General features: G+C 61.8%; 24 protein-coding genes. 18 read left to right on the top strand and 6 right to left on the bottom strand.

Annotated features, from left to right (window positions below; translation table 11 throughout):
• The first annotated feature begins 15 nt into the window (after window positions 1-15).
• The 11 genes from iolM (at window position 16) to G6N38_RS18885 (ending at window position 11,474) form a co-directional block, all read left to right on the top strand.
• Window positions 16-1,179 carry a scyllo-inosose 3-dehydrogenase gene (iolM, locus tag G6N38_RS18935; protein WP_163749609.1) on the top strand — a complete coding sequence of 388 codons (1,164 nt, stop codon included), beginning with the start codon at window positions 16-18 and terminating at the stop codon, window positions 1,177-1,179.
• A 109-nt stretch (window positions 1,180-1,288) separates the two neighbouring features.
• Complete coding sequence (locus G6N38_RS18930; protein WP_163749608.1) at window positions 1,289-2,146, top strand: creatininase family protein; 858 nt, start codon at window positions 1,289-1,291, stop codon at window positions 2,144-2,146.
• A 130-nt stretch (window positions 2,147-2,276) separates the two neighbouring features.
• On the top strand, window positions 2,277-3,329 hold the full coding sequence (locus G6N38_RS18925) for an ABC transporter ATP-binding protein (RefSeq protein ID WP_246227298.1): 1,053 nt from the start codon (window positions 2,277-2,279) through the stop codon (window positions 3,327-3,329).
• Window positions 3,326-4,240, top strand: a complete 915-nt coding sequence (locus G6N38_RS18920; RefSeq protein ID WP_163749606.1) for an ABC transporter permease — start codon at window positions 3,326-3,328, stop codon at window positions 4,238-4,240. Before G6N38_RS18925 ends, G6N38_RS18920 begins: the two co-directional genes overlap by 4 nt.
• The gene (locus G6N38_RS18915; protein WP_163749605.1) at window positions 4,233-5,129 is read left to right on the top strand and encodes an ABC transporter permease; all 897 of its coding nucleotides are present in this window, start codon (window positions 4,233-4,235) and stop codon (window positions 5,127-5,129) included. The genes G6N38_RS18920 and G6N38_RS18915 overlap by 8 nt, the downstream gene beginning before the upstream one ends.
• A 58-nt stretch (window positions 5,130-5,187) precedes the next feature.
• A complete protein-coding gene (locus tag G6N38_RS18910; RefSeq protein WP_163749604.1) occupies window positions 5,188-6,360 on the top strand; it encodes an ABC transporter substrate-binding protein in 1,173 nt (390 codons plus the stop codon).
• A 176-nt stretch (window positions 6,361-6,536) separates the two neighbouring features.
• On the top strand, window positions 6,537-7,151 hold the full coding sequence (locus tag G6N38_RS18905) for a type II toxin-antitoxin system RelB family anti-toxin (RefSeq protein ID WP_163749603.1): 615 nt from the start codon (window positions 6,537-6,539) through the stop codon (window positions 7,149-7,151).
• A gap of 53 nt (window positions 7,152-7,204) precedes the next feature.
• Window positions 7,205-8,035, top strand: a complete 831-nt coding sequence (locus G6N38_RS18900; RefSeq protein ID WP_163749602.1) for a mycofactocin-coupled SDR family oxidoreductase — start codon at window positions 7,205-7,207, stop codon at window positions 8,033-8,035.
• A 40-nt stretch (window positions 8,036-8,075) separates the two neighbouring features.
• Window positions 8,076-9,059, top strand: coding sequence for a Gfo/Idh/MocA family protein (locus tag G6N38_RS18895; protein ID WP_163749601.1), 984 nt, complete (start codon window positions 8,076-8,078; stop codon window positions 9,057-9,059).
• 358 nt (window positions 9,060-9,417) lie between these two features.
• Window positions 9,418-10,593, top strand: a complete 1,176-nt coding sequence (locus tag G6N38_RS18890; protein WP_163749600.1) for an ABC transporter substrate-binding protein — start codon at window positions 9,418-9,420, stop codon at window positions 10,591-10,593.
• Window positions 10,594-10,640: 47 nt separating this feature from the next.
• Window positions 10,641-11,474: a mycofactocin-coupled SDR family oxidoreductase gene (locus G6N38_RS18885; RefSeq protein ID WP_163749599.1), complete on the top strand. Its 834-nt coding sequence runs from the start codon at window positions 10,641-10,643 to the stop codon at window positions 11,472-11,474.
• 87 nt (window positions 11,475-11,561) lie between these two features.
• Here G6N38_RS18885 and G6N38_RS18880 read toward each other — a convergent pair whose 3' ends face one another.
• The 3 genes from G6N38_RS18880 to G6N38_RS18870 all read right to left on the bottom strand — a co-directional run bounded on the left by G6N38_RS18880 (window position 11,562) and on the right by G6N38_RS18870 (window position 13,561).
• Window positions 11,562-12,230 carry a DsbA family protein gene (locus G6N38_RS18880; RefSeq protein WP_163749598.1) on the bottom strand — a complete coding sequence of 223 codons (669 nt, stop codon included), beginning with the start codon at window positions 12,228-12,230 and terminating at the stop codon, window positions 11,562-11,564.
• A gap of 99 nt (window positions 12,231-12,329) precedes the next feature.
• Window positions 12,330-13,172: a DCN1-like protein gene (locus tag G6N38_RS18875; protein WP_163749597.1), complete on the bottom strand. Its 843-nt coding sequence runs from the start codon at window positions 13,170-13,172 to the stop codon at window positions 12,330-12,332.
• A gap of 2 nt (window positions 13,173-13,174) precedes the next feature.
• Window positions 13,175-13,561, bottom strand: a complete 387-nt coding sequence (locus G6N38_RS18870) for a hypothetical protein (protein ID WP_163749596.1) — start codon at window positions 13,559-13,561, stop codon at window positions 13,175-13,177.
• An 865-nt stretch (window positions 13,562-14,426) separates the two neighbouring features.
• Here G6N38_RS18870 and G6N38_RS18865 point away from each other — a divergent pair.
• The 3 genes from G6N38_RS18865 to G6N38_RS18855 all read left to right on the top strand — a co-directional run bounded on the left by G6N38_RS18865 (window position 14,427) and on the right by G6N38_RS18855 (window position 16,979).
• Window positions 14,427-14,786: a hypothetical protein gene (locus tag G6N38_RS18865; protein ID WP_163749595.1), complete on the top strand. Its 360-nt coding sequence runs from the start codon at window positions 14,427-14,429 to the stop codon at window positions 14,784-14,786.
• Between the two features lie 86 nt (window positions 14,787-14,872).
• The gene (locus tag G6N38_RS18860; protein ID WP_246228047.1) at window positions 14,873-16,162 is read left to right on the top strand and encodes a radical SAM/SPASM domain-containing protein; all 1,290 of its coding nucleotides are present in this window, start codon (window positions 14,873-14,875) and stop codon (window positions 16,160-16,162) included.
• Between the two features lie 61 nt (window positions 16,163-16,223).
• A complete protein-coding gene (locus G6N38_RS18855) occupies window positions 16,224-16,979 on the top strand; it encodes an LpxL/LpxP family acyltransferase (protein ID WP_163749593.1) in 756 nt (251 codons plus the stop codon).
• Between the two features lie 158 nt (window positions 16,980-17,137).
• On the opposite strand, the gene G6N38_RS18850 is transcribed toward G6N38_RS18855, so the two are convergent.
• Together G6N38_RS18850 and G6N38_RS18845 are read right to left on the bottom strand one after the other, a co-directional pair.
• Window positions 17,138-17,941, bottom strand: coding sequence for an SDR family NAD(P)-dependent oxidoreductase (locus G6N38_RS18850; RefSeq protein WP_163749592.1), 804 nt, complete (start codon window positions 17,939-17,941; stop codon window positions 17,138-17,140).
• Window positions 17,934-18,638, bottom strand: a complete 705-nt coding sequence (locus G6N38_RS18845; RefSeq protein WP_163749591.1) for an IclR family transcriptional regulator — start codon at window positions 18,636-18,638, stop codon at window positions 17,934-17,936. Before G6N38_RS18845 ends, G6N38_RS18850 begins: the two co-directional genes overlap by 8 nt.
• 325 nt (window positions 18,639-18,963) lie before the next feature.
• Here G6N38_RS18845 and G6N38_RS18840 point away from each other — a divergent pair, with 325 nt between their 5' ends.
• From G6N38_RS18840 to G6N38_RS18825, 4 genes are read left to right on the top strand one after another with little or no spacing between them, the layout of a single operon-like run.
• Entirely contained in the window at window positions 18,964-19,755 is a 792-nt protein-coding gene (locus G6N38_RS18840) for an SDR family NAD(P)-dependent oxidoreductase (RefSeq protein WP_163749590.1), read from the top strand.
• Entirely contained in the window at window positions 19,752-20,138 is a 387-nt protein-coding gene (locus G6N38_RS18835; RefSeq protein ID WP_163749589.1) for a Rid family hydrolase, read from the top strand. The genes G6N38_RS18840 and G6N38_RS18835 overlap by 4 nt, the downstream gene beginning before the upstream one ends.
• A gap of 3 nt (window positions 20,139-20,141) precedes the next feature.
• Window positions 20,142-21,257 (top strand): enolase C-terminal domain-like protein, encoded by a 1,116-nt coding sequence (locus G6N38_RS18830; RefSeq protein ID WP_163749588.1) that lies wholly within the window; start codon window positions 20,142-20,144, stop codon window positions 21,255-21,257.
• Window positions 21,258-21,275: 18 nt separating this feature from the next.
• Window positions 21,276-22,139, top strand: a complete 864-nt coding sequence (locus G6N38_RS18825) for an SMP-30/gluconolactonase/LRE family protein (RefSeq protein WP_163749587.1) — start codon at window positions 21,276-21,278, stop codon at window positions 22,137-22,139.
• Between the two features lie 26 nt (window positions 22,140-22,165).
• Here G6N38_RS18825 and G6N38_RS18820 read toward each other — a convergent pair whose 3' ends face one another.
• Window positions 22,166-22,963 (bottom strand): gamma-glutamyl-gamma-aminobutyrate hydrolase family protein, encoded by a 798-nt coding sequence (locus G6N38_RS18820; protein ID WP_163749586.1) that lies wholly within the window; start codon window positions 22,961-22,963, stop codon window positions 22,166-22,168.
• Window positions 22,964-23,050 lie beyond the last annotated feature (87 nt).

The following is a 23,050-nucleotide window of genomic DNA, read 5'->3' as shown; positions in this document are numbered from 1 at the left end:
AAGACGGAGCTAACGATGAAAGCGGTTGTTCTCGAGGCGGAATGGAGCCCGCGACCGGGCGCACGCATCTCCGAGGCCGATCACGCCCGGAGATGGGCAGCGATCGCCAACGACGCTTACCGCAACCCCACCGTCGACGTCCGAGAGGTGCCCGACCCAGGGGCACCAGGTCCCAGCGAGCTGGTGTTGGAGGTTGGCGCCTGCGGCCTGTGCGGTTCGGACGTGCACATGTTCGAGACCGACGACGAGGGCTATCTGCTGTTGCCGTATCACCTCAAAACACCCGTCATCACCGGCCATGAGTTCGCCGGTCGGATCGTGGCCAAGGGCAAGGACGTTCATCAGTTCGAGGTGGGCGGACTCGTTGCCGTCGAGGAGATCCAATGGTGCGGCAAGTGCCGGGAATGCCGGGGGGGTTACTGGAACCAGTGCGGTTACATCGAGGATCTCGGATTCACCCTCGACGGTGGCTTTGCCCAGTACGTGAAGGTCGACTCGCGGTTCGCCTGGTCCCTCGACGGTGTCCTCGAACGCTACGGTGACGAGGACACCGCCCTCGAAGTCGGCGCGCTGACCGAACCGACAAGCGTCGCCTACGAGGGGATGTTCACGCGCGCTGGCGGTTTCAAGCCCGGCGGCTCGGTCGTCGTGTTCGGCGGAGGTCCGATCGGATTGGCCTCCGTAGCACTGGCTGCCGCGGCGGGCGCCGCTCAGATCTTCGCAATCGACCCCCTCCCGGGCCGACGCGAGCTGGCCGGCAAGATGGGCGCCACCCGGGTCATCGACCCGTCGAGCGAGGACCCCGGCGACGTCGTGCGAACGGCCACCAAGGGTGACGGTGCGGCCATGGTCGTCGAGGCCAGCGGAAACTCCAAGGCCGTGATGGGCCCGATCGAGGACACCCTCGGCGTCGGCGGCAAGGTGGTGATCGCCGGAATGGACGCTCAGCCGGCGACCATGAATCTGATCCGCTACATGCTCAAGGCCGGCTCGGTCTACGGCACCGTCGGCCACTCCGGGTCGTGGAACTTCCCCAACGTCATCAACCTGATGGCCGCCGGGCGAATCAACATGGAAAACGCGATCACGCGTCGCTTCCCCTTGGCCGGACTCGTCGAGGCCATTGATGAGACCAAGGCCCGCGGCAACGGAAAGATCCTCGTCAAGCCGCAACTCTGACCCGGGCGCCGATCCGGCGAACCCGGATCGGCCGCCCGCTCCAAATTAATTGAATAGCACCATGATTACGGTCCGATCTGCATCGGACCAACCGATGAAAGGTTATAACGTGGCCGAACTGCACTCCCGCTTGCTGACCGATCTGGCTCCCCCGGATATCCAGGAGTATCTCTCCACCGGGGACACCATCCTGGTGCCCATGGGAGCCGTCGAGATGCACGGCTACCACCTGCCGATCGGCACCGACATCTACAACGCGATGGAGGTCTCCAAGCGCGCCGCGAACAAGGCCAACGTCCTGTACGGCCCACCGATCTGGACCGGCTACAGCCCGCACCACCTCCGCGAGCCCGAGACCGGCCAGGGCACCCTGACCTTCCGCGGCGAGACTCTGCGCGCAGTCATCCACGACACTGCACGCTCGCTGATCCACCACGGCTTCAACAGGATCATCTTCGTCAACGGCCACACCTCCAACACCAAGGCCACCGACGAGGTATTCCGGCAGCTGCGCTACGAAACGGGCGCACTCCTGGGCATGTTCAAGCCCTACGGTGAGCGTTACCTCGGCATCATCGAGGACCTCATGGAGAACTCCAAGGAGGAGACCGCCGGCTGGCACGCCAGCGAGCAGGAGACCTCGATCATGATGGCCTACAACCCGGCCAACGTGAAGCTCGAACGGGGGATAGACACTCGCGCACAGGCACCCGATTGGTTGCCCTCGTCGTTCAAGAAGGTCGACGCCAGCCCCGACGTGGAGTTCCAGGGCTACGAGTACTTCTACTTCCCGATGGAGCACCAGGAGATGGCCCCGCACGGCGTCATCGGCAATCCCTTCCGCGCCACCGCCGAGAAGGGCGAGCAGATCTTCGAGCGATTCTCCGATCACCTCGCGGCTGCAGTCGAGGAACTCAAGAAAGTCAAGGTCGATATCCGCAACCGCAAGTACGTTCAGAAGGCCTGACCCGCGACGGCGAAGCTCCGCCACAGGCCCATCTCAAACACCCGCCCCCAGGAGAAGTGGATTTATGACAATCAGTTGGAAAGCGAAATCCACACCGTCATCGACGGTGAACGGCGCGGAACGTGGGCCTGTGGTCGAGCTTCGCAACGCCTCTAAGTTCTACGGCCACATCTGTGTCGTCGATCAGATCAGCCTGCAGATCCAGGAAGGCGAGTTCTTCTCGCTCCTGGGCTCCAGTGGCTGCGGCAAGACCACAACGCTGCGGATGATCGCCGGCTTCGAGGAGCCGTCGATCGGCGAGGTTCGCATCGCAGGCAAGGACGTCACCGACGTCCCTCCCTACCGGCGACCGGTGAACACCGTGTTCCAGAACTACGCGCTGTTCCCACACATGAAGATCGCCGACAACGTCGCCTATCCGCTCAAGATGCAGAAGGTCTCCAAGTCCGAGATCAAGACCCGAGTCGGCGAAGCCCTGGAACGAGTTTCGATGACGGCAGCATCGGGTCGTCTCCCCCATCAACTCTCCGGCGGCCAGCGCCAACGCATCGCCCTGGCACGCGCACTGGTAGCCCAACCTCGGGTCCTTTTGCTCGACGAGCCGCTTGGCGCCCTGGATCTGAAGTTACGCGAGCACATGCTGACGGTGCTCAAGAATCTCCAGCGCGACGTCGGCATCACCTTCATCTATGTGACGCACGATCAGGGCGAGGCACTGGCGATGAGCGACCGGATCGCCGTGATGAATCGTGGAGTGGTCGAGCAGGTCGGCTCTCCTTCGGAGATCTACAACCGCCCCACCACACCCTTCGTAGCCAACTTCATCGGCAAGACCAACCTTCTGGAAGCCCGTCGCGCCGATTCCACCCGGATCAGCGTCGGCGATCTGTCGATGAACACTCAGGACACCGTGTCGCACGCCGCCCCCACGGTCAGCCTTCGCTACGAATGCGTACAGGTCGGCGCATCGGCGGCCGGCCAACCGAATCTGTACAGCGGCGTCGTCGAGGATGTCATCTTCTTCGGTCATGAGAAAGAGATCACGCTATCCGTACAGGGCCAAACGATCGTGTCCCGCGTCTCCGGAGTTGGACCCGCCGACACCGGCCCGCGCGTGGGCGACACCGTGCCGGTCGGGTGGTCGCTGACCGCGCCGGTCATCCTGCAGGACCACGCGTCATGACCGCTCAACTGACCGATGAACTGATCACTGACACGAGTTCCCGGTCCGCTCCAACACCACCTCCCAAGCGGCGTAACCTGATCCATGAACTGCGGGCCTACCTGAAGGCCTCACCCGCATTCGCTTGGGCGCTCGCCTTGATCGTGCTGCCGAATGTCATGCTGTTCGTCAACAGCCTGTGGAAGAACGACTTCGGGACGGTCACCAAGTCACTGACCGGTGAGAACTACCAGGCGCTGGTCGAGTCCGAGGTATATCGGACGTTGTTCTGGCGCACCCTGGTCACCGCTCTGAGCTCGTCACTGATCGCCACCGTCATCGCCTACATCGCCGCGGTCATCGTCGTGCGCTACTTCGGCCGGGTGAAGATCGTCGTCGCGGTGCTGGTCCTGGTGCCGTTGTTGATCAGCTATCTGATGCGCATCTTCGCCTGGAAGATCATTCTTGGCGAAAATGGCATCCTCGTCGGGGCTTTCGGCGACGCTGTCCCCAAGAACATCCTGTACTCCCAGATCTCGGTCATCCTCACGTTGACCTACGTCGCGATCCCCTACGTCTTCCTGAGTGTCTTCGTGTCACTTGAACGAATCCCACCCCATATCAGCGAAGCTGCCGGTGACTGCGGCGCCTCTCCGTGGACCACATTCCGGACGGTGTTGTGGCCGCTGAGCCGGGGCGGTGCGGCAGTCGGCTTCGCCATCGCCTTCGTGCTGACCTTCGGCGACTATGTCACCCCGGCCATGGTCGGCGGCCTATCCGGCACGATGCTCGGCTCGATCGTGTTGCAGCAGTTCGGCATCGCCAACAACTGGCCGCTCGGTTCGGCAATCGGAATCGTCGTGACCCTGTCCGGCCTGCTGGTGCTGGCGGTCATCTCCCTGTTCACCCGTACCGAGGCCCGCTATGACTAGCGCACCGACTTTGCCCACTGTCACGGCTGCAGCCGGCACCGAGCGTCATCGGGTGCCGCCACGGCGCCGGCGCAAGGTCCAACCCGGCCTTGTCGTCGGCCTGCTGTTCCTCTTCGCCGTCTTTGCCTTCCTCTACGCCCCGCTCATCACAACGGCGCTCTTCTCCTTCAACGGCAGCCCCGTGCAGACGTGGCCCATGGACGGGTTCACGCTGCGGTGGTACCGCGAACTCCTATCCGACAACGCGATGATCGCGGCCGTGCTCTACAGCCTGCGCGTCGCACTCGTGGCGGTGTTCGTCAGCGCCGTGGCAGGTTTCGCCTTCGCCCTGATCGCTCAACGTTTGGAGTTCAGCGGCAAACGAATTCTCGACGCCGTGCTCGCCGTCCCGCTCGTCGCGCCAGGCATGGTGCTGGGAATCTCACTTCTGGTGGTCTTCAATTTGGGCGAGATACCAACGGGTTTCGTAACAATCGTGATCGGTCATTCCGCGTTCATCACACCGCTGGTGATGTTCATTCTGCAACAGCGACTCAAGACCATGGACCCGTCCATCGAGCACGCGTCGATGGATCTCGGTGCGGGCCGCATCAAGACGTTCTGGCACGTCACGCTGCCCGGTGTCCGGGTGTCGCTGCTTGCGGCCTGCCTGCTGGGTTTCACGTTGTCGATGGACGAGATCGCCGTGTCGTTCTTCCTGGCCGGCACTCAGCCGACGCTGCCCGTTTACGTCTGGGGGCTGCTGCGCTTCGGCTTCACCCCCGAAGTCAATGCCGTGTTCACACTGATCGGCGCCTTCAGTCTCGTCCTGATCGGTGGTGCCGTCATCCTGCTGGTCACCTCAGCTCGTCGCCGCGAGAGACAACTCGCCGGATTGGGGATCAACTGACCGACCGACGCCCGCACATTGCCGAATGCACCACTCGCACAACATTTCAGGAGAAGTCATGAAAAACACACCCCGGTGGGAGCTGCGCAGACCATTGCGCGTTGTCGTCGCCTTCATGATCGCTGCGCTGGTGTGCGCAGGGGTATCCGCGTGTGGTGGATCGGGCTCCAGCGATCCCAATACGCTCAACGTGCTTTCGTGGGAGACGTACCACAATCCGGCTTGGCTCGATGCGTTCAGCAAGGAGACCGGCATCAAGGTCAACGTCGTCAACGTCGGATCTGCCGACGAGATGTTCGCGAAGGTCAAGGCCAACCCGAACCAGTTCGACATCGCGTTGGTCACCTCCGGGTGGTTCGACAACTATGCCAAGGCAGACCTGCTCGAACCGATCGACGCCGACAAGGTGGCCGCGGCCCCCAGCCCGGGATTCGATTGGAAGACGGTGGCTTCATCGGGTGGCAAGCAATACGGCGTGCTCTACAACTGGGGCGATCAGCCGCTGGCATGGCTACCGGGCAGCATTCCCAATACGCCTGAGATGGCCAAGTATCTCGACGACAAGGGCCAGCCGAACGACTGGAACATTTTGTGGGATCCGGCCTTCGCCGGAAAGGTCTCACTGTTCGACGACCCCACAGCGGTACTTCCGATGATCCCCTTGGCGCTGGGAATGAGCGACCCGTACAACCTCACTGCTGAACAGTTCACCCAGGTGCAGGAGAAACTCAGTGCGCTTCGGCCGCAGATCAAGCGATTGACCAGTGGCTTCAATGATCAAACCACGCAGTTCGCCAGCGGTGAAGCCACGATCGGTTACCTCAACAACATCGCCTCGGTGCCAGCGTTGAGAAAGGAAGGCAAGACCCTGCTGGTCAACAACGAGGTCAAGCAGGGCGTGCCGGCGTGGAGCGACAACTACGCCATCACCAAGGGCGGCGCCGCCAAAATCGACTCGGTGTACAAGTTCATCAACTACACGATGACGGTGCCGTGGCAGGCCCGATTCATCGCCGCCAGTGGGAATTCCGGCACCTTGAGTTTGGCTCAGGCCACTTCGCCGGAGGCTGTATCGGCGGGCCTGAACCAAGAAGCGCTCGACGCAACACTGATTCCCGCTACAGCGGGCGGTGAGAACTTCTTCAAGGGGCTCAAGTTTTTCCAGCCCGTCGAGAATCTGAGCAAACGCGTCGAGATCTGGAACCAATTCAAGCTCGGTATCGGGGCCTGAGTTTGGTTGGCGGCGGAAGTTCAAGCTATTTACCGACTTTCGCCGCCAGCTTTGGTCAAGAAGACCGACCGGACAAGTTAGAATCGAGACGATAAGTTTGATATGGAATTGGACATTCGCGGCCGACAACTATTGCAGTTGGTGATTCGCCGAATGACTTTGCGAGGGAGGTTGCGATGACGGAAGCCCAAGATGATCCGGCTGACTTGGAATCGATCGGTGCGCGACTTCGAAGCTTGCGCACCGAGCACGGATTCTCGATCCGTGCACTAGCTGAGCGTGCCGAGATCTCCTCGTCCGTGATCAGCGAGGTGGAGCGCGGCAAGACCGAACCGTCGATCTCCACACTCAAGCGTCTCGCCGCCGCGCTCGGCACCAGCATCACGTATTTCTTCACCACAGCATCTCAGGCCAACGGCCACGTCATCCGCGCCGCGTCACGCAAGGCTGTTGCCTTCACCCCGAACGCCGATGGGGATGACCAACGTTCCTCCATCAAGGCCCAAGGCGTGCACTTCGAAGTGGCGTCCCCGGACTCCTCGGAGGTGCTCGAGGCGATCTACGGTCGATACGAACCGGGCGCCTCCACCGGTGACGAGCTCTACACCCACGAGGGTGAGGAGTGGGGAATGGTGCTAAGCGGCCGATTCAAGGTCACACTCAACGACGAAGTGCACTTCCTCGATGTCGGAGACTCCATCTGGTTCCGCAGCGACGTACCGCACAAGATCGAGAACGTCGCAGCCGGCGTCAGCGAGTACATCTGGGTCGACACACCAAAATCGTTCTGACACTTGCATTTATCGTCGCCAAATAACAATCCGAAACGGAAAAGAGCAGAGCAATGGGAAGAGTAGAAGGTAAGGTTGCATTCATCACTGGCGCTGCACGCGGCCAGGGCCGGACCCACGCGGTGAAGCTCGCCGAAGAGGGGGCCAACATCATCGCCGTGGACATCTGCGCGCCGGTTCCCTCTGCGCCCTATGAGATGGCGTCGAACGCCGACCTCGACGAAACGGTGCGTCTGGTCGAAGAGGCCGGCGGCAAGATCATCGCCCGGGTGGCAGACGTTCGGGACCTGGCCGCACTGACCGCCGTCGTCGACGAGGGCGTCGAGCAGTTCGGCCGGCTGGACATCGTGCTGGCCAACGCCGGAGTCTGCACTTACGGATTCCTGTCCACGATGGAAGAGTCGCAGTGGCAGGAGATGATGGACATCGATTTGACCGGGGTGTGGAAGACGGTTCGGGCCAGTGTCAAACACATGATTGACGCCGGTAACGGCGGAGCAATCGTCCTGACCAGCTCCACTGCCGGTCTGCGCAACCTGAACGAGATCGGCCATTACGTCGCCGCCAAGCACGGCGTCACCGGGCTGGCCAAGGCCTTGGCGAACGAGTTGGCCCCGCACAACATCCGGGTGAACTCGATGCATCCCAGCAACTGCCGCACCAGGATGATGACCAACTCCGGTGTGCGCAAGATGTTTCGGCCGGACCTGGAAGACCCGAGTCTGGAAGACGCCATCGAAGGTTTCGGCGTGATCCACCTGCTCGACACCCCGTGGGTGGAGCCAGAAGACATCAGCAACGGGATCCTCTACCTGGTGTCGGACGACGGCAGATACGTCACCGGTACCCAGTTCGCCATCGACGCCGGGATGCTCGCCAAGTAGCGGCTCCCCAGGCAGCCACAGGCCCCGATCGGAGCAGCCAATGACGAAGGCGTCAAGACGGATGCGCTGGGGGCTCATGTCGACGGCCCGTATCGCGGCCGACGTGATCCCCGGGCTCCAAAGCTCGTCGAAGAACGAACTCGTCGCCGTCGGTTCGCGAAATGCCGACAGCGCCGCGCGGTTCGCCGACGAACACGGCATCGACCGCGCGCACGGAAGCTATGAAGAGCTGCTCGGCGACGACGGCGTGGATTGCGTGTACATCCCGGTGCCCAACCATCTGCACGGACACTGGACCCGTCAGGCTCTGCTCGCGGGCAAGCACGTGTTGTGCGAGAAGCCGTTTGTGGTCGACGCCGCCGAGGCAGAAGAGCTCTTCGCGTTGGCCGACGCGAAGAGTCTTCACTTGGCCGAGGCGTTCATGTACCGGCATCATCCAAAGACCCATGCCCTCAAGCGGCTGGTCTCTGACGGCGAGATCGGCGAGATTCACACCGTCAGAGCATGGTTCACCTATAGCGCCGAGGACGTGGGGACCGACATCAGGTTCCACCCGGACATGGCGGGGGGCGCCCTACGTGACGTCGGGTCCTATCCCGTCAGCATGAGCAACTATCTGCTCGACGCGGAACCGGCGTCGGTGCACGCGACCGCCGTGCGTTCCGCCCAGGGTGTCGACGAACGGTTCTATGCCCAGCTGCTGTACGCAGGCGGTGCAGTGGCGACGGTCGACTGTTCGATGCGTTCACACTCCGGATACGGCGTCACCGTCGTTGGATCGACTGGCTCTGCGAGCGTGAAATGCCCTTGGTACAGCCATAAGTCACCTCACTGCGTCGAGCTGATCCGCGAAGACGGCGCCGAGGAATCGATCGCCGTCGGATCGGACAACGCCTACTTCCTCGAGACGGAGAGCTTCGCTGACGTCGTCCGTGGACTTCGCGAAGCCGAGATTTCCGCAGCCGAGACCATCCGCACGGCCCGCACCCTGACGCGGCTTGCAGAGGCTGCCGCCCGGACCTGACAGACAGCCGGGTTACCGGCCAGCTGTACCGGCAAAGTAGATCAATACTGCGTTAAATCGGTCATTTCGCTCGCTAAACCGAATGGGTTGCGTTAGGCTCATCACACAATCCAATAGCACTACTTATCGCCGCACTTCTCTTCGGCTGAGCATGACACCTGCGCATTGAGCTGCGGGTGACTTTATCTACTGCGATTTAAGCGATTACCTGAATCCGCGCGGGTGACAGTTGACCCGAGCGCTCGCCGCGTCGCACTCTCGAAGAGAGTTGCCTCCTCCCGCATTAGCCAACAGTCGTTCGGCAAACCGAACGTCTACCGATGCGTTCAGGCGTATCGTCCCGAGTTCAGGAGCACTCATGAGTCCTACCCAACGGCCGAGTCTCGGCACCCGTTTACGCACGGTCTCCCTTCTTGTGATCACCGCGCTCGTAGCCGCCGTCGTTGCGGCATGCGGTGGGTCGAGTACGAGCGATCCGAACACCCTGAATCTCTTGACGTGGGACGGCTACCACGACCGAGCCTGGTTGGATGCGTTCACCAAAGAAACCGGCATCAAGGTGAACGCTGTGAGCGCCGGCTCCCCCGACGAGATGTTCGCCAAGGTCAAGTCCAATCCCGGCCAGTTCGACGTCATTCTGGCGACCGCCGGCTGGTTCGACAACTACGCCAAGGCCGACTTGCTCGAACCCATCGACACAAGCAGGGTCACGACGGAGCCGAACCCGGGGTTTGACTGGAAATCGGCAGCCTCCTCAGGCGGGCAGCAGTACGGCGTGCTCTACAACTGGGGTGACCAGCCACTGGCCTGGATACCCGGCAGCATCCCCAATACGCCAGAAATGGCCAAGTATCTCGACGATCAAGGGCGGCCGAACGACTGGAACATCCTGTGGGATCCCGCCTTCGCGGGGAAGGTCTCCGTATTCGACGACCCCACCGCGGTGCTTCCGATGATCCCGCTCGCGCTCGGCATCAGCGACCCCTACCACCTCACGCCGGAGCAATTCACCGCGGTCAAGGACCGGTTGAGCGCTCTGCGGCCGCAGATCAAGCACCTCACCACCGGCTACAACGACCAAGAGACGCAATTCGCCAATGGCGAGGCCACCATCGGCTACCTCAACATCATCTCCGAGGTCGCAGCGCTGAAGAAGGAGGGCAAGACCCTCGAGGTGAATAACGAAGTCAAGCAGGGCGTACCTGCGTGGACCGACAACTACGCCATCACCAAGAAGGGCGGCGCCGCCAAGCTCGACTCGGTGTACAAGTTCATCAATTACACCGAAACCGTCCCCTGGCAGGCCCGATTCATCGCCTCCGGCGGAAATTCCGGTTCCCTGAATCTGGAACAGGCCAAGTCCTCTGACGCCGTAGCGGCGGGCCTCACCCCGGAACTGCTTGATACGACGCTCATTCCGGCAACCGCCGCCGGAGACGCCTTCTTCTCCAAACTCCGATTCTTCCAGCCCGTCGAAGATCTGAACAAGCGCATCGACATGTGGAACGAATTCAAACTCGGCATCACCAGCTAGCGCGAACTACGCGACGCAACAGACTTACGACGAAAGGAATGACATTCATGGGACAGCTAGACGGTCAAGTAGCGTTCATCACCGGGCTCGCACGTGGCCAAGGTCGCTCGCACGCACTAACACTCGCGCGCGAAGGCGCCGACATCATCGGCCTGGACCTCTGCGGTGAGATTGATTCCACCACTTACCCCGGCTCCAACCCCGAGGATCTCGAAGAGACCGCACGACTGATCAAAGAGACCGGCCGCCAAGCTGTCCTGTCCCGAGCCGACGTGCGCAACTACGACGAGGTGAAGGCCGCGTTCGACCGGGGCATCGAGCAACTGGGCCGCGTTGACATCGTCATCCCCAACGCAGGAATCTGCGCGGGAGGCAAGACCTGGGAAATCACGACCGAGTCCTGGCGAGAAATGATCGACATCAACCTCACCGGCGCCTGGCACGCGGTGAGGGCCGCGGTGCCCACCCTGATCGCGCAGAACGACGGCGGCTCAGTGGTGTTCATCGGATCAACCGAGGCGCTTAAGGGCGCTGAGAACATGTCCTCCTACGCGGCATCCAAGCACGCCATCACGGGGCTCATGACGTGTTTGGCACGGGAACTAGGCCAGTACAACATCCGCGTCAACTCGGTCAACCCAACCTGCGTCGACACCAACATGATTCAGAATCCCTATGTCTGGGGCCTGTTCCAACCCGACAATCCGAACCCGACGCGCGAGTCTGTCGAGGATGCGTTTGCCCGCACCCACATTCTCCCGGTGCCGTGGATGGAGCCGATCGACGTCAGCAGGTCGATCCTCTACCTCGTCGGCGAGACAGGGCGCTACATCACCGCGTCCACACTGACCATCGACGCCGGCTTCATCGTGAAGTCGTAGTCAGCGACGCCGGAGAACCCGCAGCACCGTGATCATGTCGCGCACGTCAGCGATGTAGGTCTGCGGGTTCCTCGGGCGGGCTGTGCCTCAGCTGGGCAGCTGAGCCAGCCAGTCCGAATCTTCGTCGACCGGCCGGTCGTTGATCACCACCAGTGGCACTCCCGGCTCAGGAAATTGGTGCAGAACAACAAGATTATTTGCCGCGACCACATGCGGATCGAAGCCGATCGGCAGGCCGATCCGGATGAGATCTTGGGCCAGCTGAGGCGCGCCGACTCGATTGGCCACGTCGGCCAGCTGGTCGTTACTCAGGTCCGTGGTCCCACCCTCCTTGGGCTGGACGTCCGACGCGTAGATCGCCTCTATGAAGCGCCAGGCGACGTCACTCGATCGCGATTGGTCGGCGACCACGTACGCCGCGTAGATCGCTCGGCTGTCGTACGTTCCGCTGGCGGAGTACTTGTCGAGGAAGTCCACGAATCGCAGGTTGACCCGCAACGTGCCGGCCTCAACGCGTTTGGCGATCTCGTCGCCGTGCGCCCGCACGAACTTGCCGCTGTACGGGCACATCGGATCCACGTAGAGGTCGATCTGCCCCAGCGCGTCTGGGTCGCCGACCGACAGCGCATCGCCCGCCGGTGCAGCCACAGCCGCTTGTGCGACGCCGCCGGTCGGTCCGCAGATGAGCAGTGTCACCAGCAGGCCGAAGACCGCGCCGACAGCCCAAAACGGGCGGTTCGTTGATCGTGCGTTCATAGACCCATCATGCCGTCACACCCGTAGACGACGAACAGCGCAGCCATGAGGGCGACGCTAGTCCCTCGCAATTAAGGAGTGAAACCAGCAACAGGGACCTTACGTTTGAACACAGATCGTCACATCGTCCGCCGTGTTTCCGCCAAATGCGCTGTTCTCGACAGGACTTGCCTGCCGGCCGGGTAGGTAATAGACCGCCTTGACAGGCCCGAGTAGATCAGTAAGTGCGAGCCTTTGGTTCAGCTGGTCCGCAAGCGGCTGCATACCTGCAGCCACTTGCGGGTCCAGCTGGCTATGTACTTGTCCATTCTTGGCGCCGCCTTCGACCCAGCACTCCCAGTCGGCCACCCACGCACGGAGGTGCCGGTTAGAGTCGATAAAGAGCACCACGTTGTAGTCCATCGAAGCCTGGTAGTCAGGCCAGTACCACGGCATGTGAACATGCAAGGGCTGGTGGATGCGGATGTAGACCTGGTTGCGGTCGAGCCATTGATCGTTCGTCGGGAACATCTGCCACGTCAACAGCGGGTCGACGTCCCGCGATACCGCCGTCCCCTTCAGCTTCTTGTCGAGAAAGTCGATCCACTGGTCATGCAGCTCATCGTGAAGGCTGACGCGGTGTTCATCGATTCCGGTGTTGTTCGACGCAATCAACAGCGCGCTTTGCGCAGCGCCCGTATGCCAGTAGGTCGCGTTCTCATCGTGCGCGATAGACAGCTGGAAAAAGTTCCCGGTGTAGTCGCCATTGGAGAACAGGATCAGATTGAAGTCTGAGGCATGCGAGATCATCTGGCCCGACGCGACGGAATTGAGAAGGTGGTTAGCCGCAAGGTTTGTATTGGTTACCTGGCCGTAGCGGTCTTTCGTCCCTATGCCGGTCAATAGAGACGAGCCAGTCAGATTGGGCCCGCTATCGAGCCAGGCAGCAGCGAGGAGTGACATGGCTAGCTCTCCTTCCCGAGCAGCAGGCGGATCTTGTCTGCGCCAGCATGCGTGTGGAGCATTGTGCTGTGCTCACCGGTGCGCGCGAGCTCGTTGATGATCGCTTGCGCCTCCAAGAGGCGATTTTCTGTATGGCGCTCAGTAACGCGCTGGATGGCCACCGAGACCATCTCCTCGACCGAGCCGTTCCGGTCGACGATTTCGCGTGCCCACTGGCGCTGGCAAACCTCATTGGGTGATAGCGCGTGGCGCACGGTGGGCGTCTCAACGTCAGGCGGTTTCTCTTCCGGCCTGCCGCCAGCGTCGCTGGGGTGGTCAGGCGGCGACGCGAGCGGGCGGGCGGACGTGCTCTGTAACAGTCCCCCCTGATAACTGACTGTTCCAATCATTGTGCTACTCCTTCCAATCGAGATGTGTTGATCTACAGATGAGTGTCGACCTCGATCGGGCGTCGATCGCGAGTAGCTGACCACTCGTATTCGGTCGGCTGTACTGGAGCGCTACTCGGCACTCTCGGCTCTACACGTTATTGGGCCACGTGCGCTGCAGAGTGAGTCGTTCGTGGAGTCATTATTGAAGATAAGCAACGACTTTCAGCCGCCGTTACGCGCGGCCGCCGCCAGCACCGGCCCCAAGATCGGGGTGTCCGCCAACGTCTAAACCGTTCAGCACCAGGACGGACGCAATACCAACGTCGAGAAGGAGCCCGCCCTGACCCGGGCAGCGACTCGGGCCGCCTCGTCGCAATCCAGACCGATCAGCGCCACGCAGGTACCGCCGATCACCTTGGCCCGACACTCATTCTGCTCAACCCACCGTCATCGAGTGCGGCGAGGGCGGTATCGAGTACGACATGGACGACCGGCGGAAAATTAGAGTAGGAGACTACTCATTCTTGGGGCTGCCACTCACCGTACCGTCAGACAAAGGAATACGACGAGGGCGGTGCCGACCGAGTCGCCTTCAACATTCCGTAGCGATTACATACATCAACCCCACGTGCTGAAAGTTCATTGCGCACAGCCGGTCCGAATCAGCATCTCGTCGCCTATGCCGTCGAGCAGTGAGTCGTCGCGATCACGACGAACTCTACTATGCCCCAGCAGTTTTCGGACCCGCACTCGGTAACGCGCCCGCTACCGAAGTCCGACGAATATGAATCAACATCACTTCTTGCCTGTCTTCAGAGTGCGGCGTACGGTCGCACTTAGCACAAGTTCGCGGGGAACGTGCATTCATTCGGGGAGTAACACAATGGCCAAAGTTGTTCGTCTCAATGCTCCTGCTTCAATGCGTGTGACGGAGATGCCGAAGGAAGAGATCGAGCGCCATGTCGCTGGATTGGCGGATCGTGCGTTGGATCTGGCTGGGGAGAATCGTTTCGTCGGTGTCAATGCTGTGGCGCTCGGACAGATCGCGGGCGACACCACAGTGTGGGCGCAGTGGACCCGCGCGTGCTGCGGGTCACGCCAGCGTATTGACGATTACACCGATCCCGTGGCCGAGGATTACGGCATCACGCCTGGGGTGCTTCCGGAATCCATCGCACGCGGTCATCTGGAGTCGCACTTCCAGGTCGTCGAGCTTCAGGGCGACGACCACGTCGGCGGATGACTCCATCCGTAGAGTTGCAACTCCGACCGGACCGACTGGACATTTCCCGGTTGCGGTGCCAGGAGCGCGGCGAAAGCACCCTCGTGATGGACCGCGTCTCAGGCCGCTGGGTTGCGCTCAACCAGGACTGGGCAAAGTTGTTGCCGCTAATCGATAGATGGCACGAGCCCGGCGAGTTGCGGGAACCAATCCGAAATCTGCGTACCACCCTGATCGAGCACGAGGTCGGAGTGGTCGGCTCAGAGCGCCACTTCGATTCCCTGAACACACTCATCCTCAAGCTCACCGCGCATTGCAACCATGCGTGTACCTATTGCTATGACTTCGAGACCGCGGGTGGATCTGCTATCGAAGTGGACGTCGCTACGGATGCCATCCGCCAGGGCCTCGCTTTGTGTGACAGCAGTCTTCAGGTCATCCTGCACGGCGGTGAACCGATGCTGGTGTGGGCACGTGTCGAAGAGATAGTCCAGGCGGGTGAGGAACTCGCCGCCGATGAAAAGAAGCGCCTGCGCTTCGTCGGCCAAACCAACATGTCCCGATTGTCCGACCGTATCCGTGACTTCTCGTGGCAACACGACATTGTTTGGGGTGTATCGGTGGATGGCCCTGCCGAAATCCACGATCGTCTGCGGATCTACCGGAATGGCAGCGGGACGTATCGGGACTTCGCTCAGTCATTAGCTCGATTTCCAGACTTCGTGAAGTCGTGTGGGGTCCTGTCGACGATCACGGTCGCCAACCAGGACCAGCTGACAGATGTGTGCCGTCATTTCCGTGATCTCGGGATGGCGTCGTGGGAGTGGTCGCTCTTTCAACCAATCGGTCGGGGCCGGCAGGCAGCCGAAGAACTGGCACCCGACCCAGCTGTGTTGGTCGCGGCCTGGAACGAACTCTTCGACGCTGTCTTGCATGGCGAATTCGAGGGATTCCCAGTGCGCCCCATCGTGAAGTACACGGACAATTTCCTTCACGGTCCCGGTACGAACATGTGCATGCGACCTGAATGCGGCGCAGGTCGAGACCTACTCTCGATATCCGCCGACGGCACCATCGAGGCGTGCGACTGTATCGACACCCGTGGCCCACTGGCTGGGCTCGGCAAAATGGGTACCGACTCTCTTGATGACGCACGAAAGTCCTCAACGGCCAATTCGATTCGTGGGCGCGACCTGTGCTCGACACGTTGCGCCGAATGCGTGTGGTGGGGCGTGTGCGGCGGCGGCTGCCTGGCGCGCGCACCTCACTTGAATGCCATCCCAGATCTTGAATGCGCACTGGCACTCAACGCCTTCGACCGCATTGCCGACCAGCTGGTTGTACCTGGTGGGCCGCTGCGCCGTTACCTATCAACGATTTCCACTGATGCCTCGTAGCCTGGAAACGTCGCTGAGCACCCTGATTGAGGATCCGACAGGTCGCGAATTGCTGGCATCGATGGATATCGCCACCGTCGCACGACGTTTGTTAGCTGAGGACGGCTACCGCGATGGGGTAAAGATGCGGGAAGCTGCCCAACTGGTGAACGCCAACCTTGAGGATTGGTACCACCACCGGCTGTGGTGCGCCAAGCGAGAGGCACTCGGCGACCGGGCCGACGCACTCACCCTCACAATGACTGGCGACACGTACAGAAACGAAACGCTCGGGCGACCCACGGTCTTAGTCGCTCCGATGACGCTGCCGATGGCAGATGCTCTTTCGGTTGTGAACACTCTGGCCGAACAACGAGAAGCTATCGTCTTTGGACACGAGGTATTCGCCGACGACGTTCCACAACCCCGCATCGACGTCGCCGATCCACGACGCGGCCGCGTCAGGCAGCAGATCGAGAGCACACTGGATCGCGGTGGAATCTACTGCACATATGCCGATTTCGCCTACAGAGACGTTTCCACACAGCAGGTGTGTCTGTTCGGCCGTGCACGGGCGATGTCGACGGGATGGCTCCGCCTCGCTGCCCGCCATGGCACAATGCTCCTGCCAGCGGTATGTAGGCGAGTCACTGACACCGAGGTCAGGGTCGAGTATGCCGAAGCTATTCAGATCGAATCGCCCACAACAACACCGGATCTCGACGCGGTCGCAGAAATAGCAATCGAGATGTTGGAAGATCTCATCCGGTCGGCGCCCGAGCAGTGGCTTCTGCTCCCAACGTTGGCGTTCGAATCACCGGAGATGGCAAGGACGTAGCGGCTGTTGGGCACAGATCAATTGGCCTCCGGGCGGTAGCGCTCGATCCCAACTCTCATAGGGGGTTTCGCAGAGCCTTTGTTCCCAAATCTTGTGCCCAACTGTCGCGATTAAGGGGTGAAAGAGCGAGGGCCTGAGAGACACGTGACGCCGCATGCTCAACGCGCACGGACTGCGTCCGGGTCTGTCGCGGGCAGTATGAGGACTGAGGACATTGCTCCGTCCACCGTCAGCGTCGTGCCTGATATGTAGGCGGCATCTGGTGAGACGAGAAACGCTATCGCGGCTGCGACTTCGTCCGTCTCACCGAGCCGATTCAGCGGGGCCTGTCGTTCTAGGCGAATCCGCGCAGCCTCAGGATTTGCAGCAGTCGCGAAAGACGCCTGGAGCGCCGGCGTAGAGATGGCTCCGGGCGCCACCGCGACAGCTCGAATTCCCCTGCCGCCGTACGTGACTGCGATGTTGCGGATGAGTGCCTCGATCGCCGCCTTGGTCATCTCGTAAACACCAGAGCCCGACGCTGCATGCCGAGCGTGCACAGAAGACGTGACGACTATCGCGCCGGATTTGCCAGTCGTTTCCCATACCCGGAGGGCTTCGATTGCACCCCAGAGCATCCCCAGCTGATTGATGTCGATCATCGTTCGGATGTCCGCTTCGGACGCGGTGGTGAGTTCGAAGTCGCTGGCCACCCCGGCGACACCTACCCAGGCGCCGAGCGGTGCGAGCTCACTCGCCGCGGCGCATGCTTGTTGGTGGATTGTTCTGTCAGAGACATCGCCCGGTATGGCAACCGCCGGGTGACCGCCGGCCGCCAACTGTTCAGTCAGCCGATGCAGGGCAGGCTCGTTCATGTCGACACACGCCAGCGCCCAACCGTCTGAGGCGAGTCGCATGGCGGTCGCCAGGCCGATACCAGAGGCGGCGCCGGTGATGACCGCGCTGCGCGGTCCGTTACCCATTTCGTCTGGATCCTTGACCACTCGTCACGTCGAGAAGTGCGGCCAGGTAGTCATCTGAGTTTTCCTTCAAGCGATCTGTCGGAGCAAGGATCGCCAGGGCGAAGTCGGTTCCGTTGTGATCGAGGCAGGCGGCCACACAGGTGAGTCCAACACTGAATTCCTCGTCGTCCATCGCCCACCCGTTGTCAGCGGCGCGCGCCAGTTCCTGTTCCAGCTTGGCGCGCCGAGTAATGGTGTGTTCGGTGAACTTCTTCAGGGTCAGGTTGTCCAGGGCCCGTTGGCGTTTCTCCGGGTCCGCCCGTGCCAGCAGAATCTTTCCCGCTGCGCGGGCATGCAGCGCACCTCGCTGACCGACCTGGATGTCAGCCACGCGAATCGTATGGTCACCTGGCTCCTGCGCGATGAGCTCGACATCATCTCCTGACCACGCCGACAGAGAACAGGTCTCACCCGTTGCGTCTTTGAGCTTGCGCAGCAGCCTGATCACCGCCTCGGGCGGCGAGAACTGCCTCTTGTATCCGTCGATGAGCGCAGGGATCGCCCTGCCGAGTCGATAGCGTTGACTCGAATCCTGTTCCACGTAACCGATTTGGCGGAGCGTATGCAGGAGGTGGTACGTGGTTTGCGTCGAGACGCCGATCCGGCGGCTCAGCTCGGCCGCTGTCAGCTCGCCGTCGCTGATCGCGATTTCGGACACGATCGCAAGCCCTCGCGCCAAGGACTGAATTCTGTACTCTCCCTCAGCCACCGTCACCCCATCTCTCGAATTATCTTACGTTGACCGTAACATTCTGATACAGCTCCCAACGTCGGCAGCGACGCCGCGTTCGTCTTTATTATCTTTATTTGATGTATTGCATCACAGTACTACGTATGGGTAGTGTCGCGGTAGCGTTCAGGAAGCACCGAATCACGGCGACCGTGCGCTGGTTCGGCTCACCGCCGCGCGACCCATGTTTGGCGACCAGCTCGCTTCTGGTCCAGGAGGCGCTTGGAAGCGCCCACCGCGAAAGAGAGTGGATATGTCAATTGGTGCAGGCCATGGGACAGTGCTCGTGACAGGCGGTGCCAGTGGCATCGGCCTTGCGACTGTCAGGACACTCCTCGACGGTGGTGCGGACAGCTGCGCTGTCCTGGACCTGAACCCGGACCCGGGTGTCATCGAGGCCCTTACTCGGCAGTACGGGGAACAGCGTCTTATTATCTTGTCGTGCAATGTATCTGACCGCGATGCAGTGGCAGCTGCGGTGCGCACGGTCACTGAATCTGGGCCGATCGCCGGGGTTGTCAACTGCGCCGGCACGCTCTTGGCCAAGCCGAGCCTTGATCTCACGTTGGCGGACCTGCATCGCTTGTTCGACGTCCACGTCGCTGGATCGCTCTTCACCGCGCAAGCTGCCGCCCAGTCGTGGATCTCGGCTGGAACCCCCGGCGCGATTGTCAACGTGAGTTCGGTGGCGTCCACTTTCGGTTGGCCCGGCCGGCTGCCCTATCCCATCGCCAAGGCCAGCGTGGAGGCGTTGACACGCACTCTGGCGGTGGAATGGGCGCGGTGGGATATCCGCGTCAACGCCGTCGCGCCGGGATCAGTCGACTCTCCTCTGATGGCAGAAGGTCGACGTCCCGCAGGAGTCAAACCACTCGAAGAGGTGGCCGACCGTCACGCTCTCGGTCGCGTCGCCGATGCCGCCGAGATCGCCGCGGTCATCACTTTCTTGTTGTCCGATCAATCTTCGTTCATGACAGGCACGGTCGTACCTGTCGATGGCGGATTCAACATCACCAAGGATTCAGCGAAGGAGCTTGCACAATGAGACGAGTCGTCGCCAAGGCGCCGTGGGTGGCGCAGTGGGCGTATTCGCGAGCCACCCGTATCGGGCCGTTGATTGAGGTCGGTGGGACCACAGCGGGCAAGCCAGACGGCACCATCGAAGGCGTCGGCGACCTCTACGCTCAAACCGCGTACGCATTGTCGGTCGTACTCGCCGCAGTCGAGGAACTCGGTGGCACGAAGGCGGATATCGTGCGCACTCGGGTGTTCGTCCGCAATATCGAGGACTGGCGCGAGGCCGGCCGGGCGCATGCAGAGGTATTTGGTGAACATCTGCCCACCAGTTCCTGTGTCGGGGGTCTCGAGTTCCTGCACCCGGATCTGTTGGTCGAGATCGAAGCCACCGCCTACGTGGTGGATCGCTGACTGGTGATCATCGACGAGGCACTCCTGGATATTCGGGTGGCGAGCACCCGGATCGATGAGCTTCGCTTTGAGATGGACCCCCCGTTGGCGCTGGCTGGCCGCAAAATCGCGACGAGGGAATATCTCGTCATGCAGGTCACGCTGGAGAACGGAATCGTCGGCACCGGCTATGTGCTCACCCGGGGTCAGCCCATTGGGGCAGCAGCAGAATCGGTTACGCAGTACGTCCTCGGCAGGAATCTGACGAGCCTGTTCGCCCGAGAGGAGCGCGCTCGGGGGACCTCTGCCGAGCAACGGGCGCAGGCCGTCCTGGACAACTGCGCCTGGGACCTCGCCGGGCAGCTTCGACAAGTACCCACTTGGGAACTACTGGGACGCACCAGTTCATCCCAGCCCGCGCTGCTGGTGGCCGGTTACCGCCGGGACGGCGAAAGTGATCAGGTGATGGCGCGCCGCCTCGTGCAGTGGCGGGACAAGGGCTTTCGATCAATCAAGATTGCCGCGAGTTTTCACGACGATTCAACAACGCGTTTGCTCCGCGCGATCCGAGACCTCGTACCCGCCGACGAACTCGCTGTCGTGCTCGATCTGGGATTCGCCGGGCGCGACGTTTCCGAGATCGCCGACGCCATCGGCAGCTGGCAGCCCTACGGTGTCACTTGGGTTGAAGATCCCCTACCCTCCTGCGCTGCAGCAGATATGGCAGCACTGCGCGCATCGGCTCCACTGCCGATCGCCGCGGGCGACGAGGCATCGCCGGGTGAGCTTCATCAATTGCTGAACCAATCGGCCGTCGACGTCCTGCGTGCAGACTCGACGACCGTGGGCGGCCTCAGCGGCGTCAGCGACCTCGCGGCACGCGCCAATGTACCTGTTTCTCTTCATGTTTACCCCGAGACTCATCGCCACGCCGCCATGGTGATGCAGACCGAGAGCCCGGTGGAGATGTTTCCGCCAAACGACGACTTCGATTTCGTCGATCGATTCCTTCACTACGCCGAGCCTGCGGTGGTTGATGGCCGGTTCCTGGCCCCTACCGCGCCGGGATTGGGCGTGGTGTACCGGCCTGAAGCGGTTACCCGCAACGTCGTCCGGTCAGCATCGTTCATGGCCGATTGACACAAGGACACGAGGCTCATGTTCGAGATCATCGGTGATGGTTTCTCTTTCACAGAGGCACCGCGCTGGCATGAAGGCGCGCTGTGGTTTTCGGACTTCTACACGCATCAGGTACACCGCTGGGACGAATCTGGCTTCCAGACAGTGTGCGTGGTACCCGGCCAGCCTTCGGGTTTGGGCTTTACCCCGGCGGGCGAGCTCCTCGTCGTATCCATGATCGAGCGCCGGCTGCTACGGCTGCGCGAAGGCTCGCTGGAAGTGGTGGCCGAGCTGGGCGAGTACTGTCCGGGGCTGGCCAATGACATGTGGGTGGACGCCGCAGGGCGGGCGTACATCGGCAACGATGGCCCGCTGCAACCGCTGCAACCCACCGTGCTGGTGCGTTGTGACCCCGACGGCACAGTGACAGTCGCCGCCACCGATGTGGTGACCCCCAACGGTGTCGTCGTCTCCCCCGATGGCCGAGAGCTTTTACTCGCTGAATCGTTCGCCGGCCGAATCAGCGCATGGGACGTGAGCGCTGACGGCTCACTGCGAAATCGCCGGCTGTGGGCTAACTTCGGACGACCGAGAATCGCCGCGACAGTATCTGAGGCGCGGAAACATGTCCTGATGATTACCGATGGCATCACCCTGAATGCGGCCGGACACTTGTGGGTGGCCGATGCCGCCGGTTCTGGCGTGTGGTGTCTGGCCGAGGGCGGACAGATCGTCGATCACATCGACACGGGCCCTTACACCGCCTACTCGGCGGTTCTCGGCGGCGCCGACGGCAGGAGTCTGTTCATCACCGCCGGGCCGGCCCTGGACGAGATCGATCCCGAAGGACGGGGTGCGGCCGTTCTGATGGTCAGGGTCGATGTGCCCGGCGCCGAGTACTAATCCCTTCGACGCCGGGCACCTGGTTTTTATCCCGTTTCCGATGTGGCGGGTTCCAGAGTGTTACCGGCCGGGTTGGATCCGCGATACGTGCGTGCGGCGTCGATCAGCCACACGAACACCGGGTCCAGCGTCATATGCCACTCGGGGTGCCATTGCACGCCCAGTACCGGCTGCCCAGGCATTTCAATGGCTTCGATACTTCCGTCTGCGGTGCGACCGGAGGCGATAAGCCCAGTCCCACAGTCTTTCACGGCCTGATGATGCAGTGAGTTCGTCCGCGCCGACGGACCGTAGATGGACCGCGCGAGGGAAGAATCGACGAATGACACGATGTGATTGTCGTGCCCGGGAGTCGGCGGCGGTTCCTCGGCGGCGTGGACGATGGTGTCGATCGGCACATCCGCGACGAGGGTGCCGCCCAGCGCGATGTTGAGCACCTGGTTTCCGCGACATATTCCGAGCACGGGGAGGTGGCGCCGCACGGCGGCACGAATGAGCGCAATCTCGTAGACGTCGCGTTCATAGTCGTGGACGTTGGCATCGCGACGTGGATCCGCCTGCGCATCAACAATGCTGGGATCGCCGCCCCATAGATCGGGGTGAACGTCTTGGCCGCCGGTGATGAGAAGTCCGTCGAGTCGGTCGATGACGCCGGACTCGGCCGATTCGAACGGCAGCAGGACCGGAATACCGCCGGCCTCGTGGACCCGGCGCCCATTGTCGGACCAGTAGACATCCAGGTGAAGATCCTGGAACCGCGGGTGATAGCTGTGCACACTGCCGGCCGCCAGGCGGCGCCCGGTGATGCCGATCAGGGGCTTCACAGCGCCGTCCCCGACGAGACGACAGTGCACGACGATTCGGTTGGTTGCACGATATTCCTTACTGATTGGTGGCCCGCGACGCTGCAG

The sequence above is a fragment of the Mycolicibacterium helvum genome, from assembly GCF_010731895.1.
Taxonomy (GTDB): Bacteria; Actinomycetota; Actinomycetes; order Mycobacteriales; family Mycobacteriaceae; genus Mycobacterium; species Mycobacterium helvum.
The sequence above is the reverse complement of the archived record's forward strand: the minus strand, read 5'-3'. Positions and strand labels throughout refer to the sequence as shown.

Bases quoted from the DNA above. Each gene is read 5' to 3' on its own strand.
- iolM (WP_163749609.1), top strand. From the start codon at position 16: ATGAAAGCGGTTGTTCTCGAGGCGGAATGGAGCCCGCGACCGGGCGCA.
- G6N38_RS18920 (WP_163749606.1), top strand. From the start codon at position 3,326: ATGACCGCTCAACTGACCGATGAACTGATCACTGACACGAGTTCCCGG.
- G6N38_RS18915 (WP_163749605.1), top strand. From the start codon at position 4,233: ATGACTAGCGCACCGACTTTGCCCACTGTCACGGCTGCAGCCGGCACC.
- G6N38_RS18910 (WP_163749604.1), top strand. From the start codon at position 5,188: ATGAAAAACACACCCCGGTGGGAGCTGCGCAGACCATTGCGCGTTGTC.
- G6N38_RS18905 (WP_163749603.1), top strand. From the start codon at position 6,537: ATGACGGAAGCCCAAGATGATCCGGCTGACTTGGAATCGATCGGTGCG.
- G6N38_RS18900 (WP_163749602.1), top strand. From the start codon at position 7,205: ATGGGAAGAGTAGAAGGTAAGGTTGCATTCATCACTGGCGCTGCACGC.
- G6N38_RS18895 (WP_163749601.1), top strand. From the start codon at position 8,076: ATGACGAAGGCGTCAAGACGGATGCGCTGGGGGCTCATGTCGACGGCC.
- G6N38_RS18890 (WP_163749600.1), top strand. From the start codon at position 9,418: ATGAGTCCTACCCAACGGCCGAGTCTCGGCACCCGTTTACGCACGGTC.
- G6N38_RS18885 (WP_163749599.1), top strand. From the start codon at position 10,641: ATGGGACAGCTAGACGGTCAAGTAGCGTTCATCACCGGGCTCGCACGT.
- G6N38_RS18880 (WP_163749598.1), bottom strand. From the start codon at position 12,230: ATGAACGCACGATCAACGAACCGCCCGTTTTGGGCTGTCGGCGCGGTC.
- G6N38_RS18875 (WP_163749597.1), bottom strand. From the start codon at position 13,172: ATGTCACTCCTCGCTGCTGCCTGGCTCGATAGCGGGCCCAATCTGACT.
- G6N38_RS18870 (WP_163749596.1), bottom strand. From the start codon at position 13,561: ATGATTGGAACAGTCAGTTATCAGGGGGGACTGTTACAGAGCACGTCC.
- G6N38_RS18865 (WP_163749595.1), top strand. From the start codon at position 14,427: ATGGCCAAAGTTGTTCGTCTCAATGCTCCTGCTTCAATGCGTGTGACG.
- G6N38_RS18860 (WP_246228047.1), top strand. From the start codon at position 14,873: ATGGACCGCGTCTCAGGCCGCTGGGTTGCGCTCAACCAGGACTGGGCA.
- G6N38_RS18855 (WP_163749593.1), top strand. From the start codon at position 16,224: ATGGATATCGCCACCGTCGCACGACGTTTGTTAGCTGAGGACGGCTAC.
- G6N38_RS18850 (WP_163749592.1), bottom strand. From the start codon at position 17,941: ATGGGTAACGGACCGCGCAGCGCGGTCATCACCGGCGCCGCCTCTGGT.
- G6N38_RS18840 (WP_163749590.1), top strand. From the start codon at position 18,964: ATGTCAATTGGTGCAGGCCATGGGACAGTGCTCGTGACAGGCGGTGCC.
- G6N38_RS18835 (WP_163749589.1), top strand. From the start codon at position 19,752: ATGAGACGAGTCGTCGCCAAGGCGCCGTGGGTGGCGCAGTGGGCGTAT.
- G6N38_RS18825 (WP_163749587.1), top strand. From the start codon at position 21,276: ATGTTCGAGATCATCGGTGATGGTTTCTCTTTCACAGAGGCACCGCGC.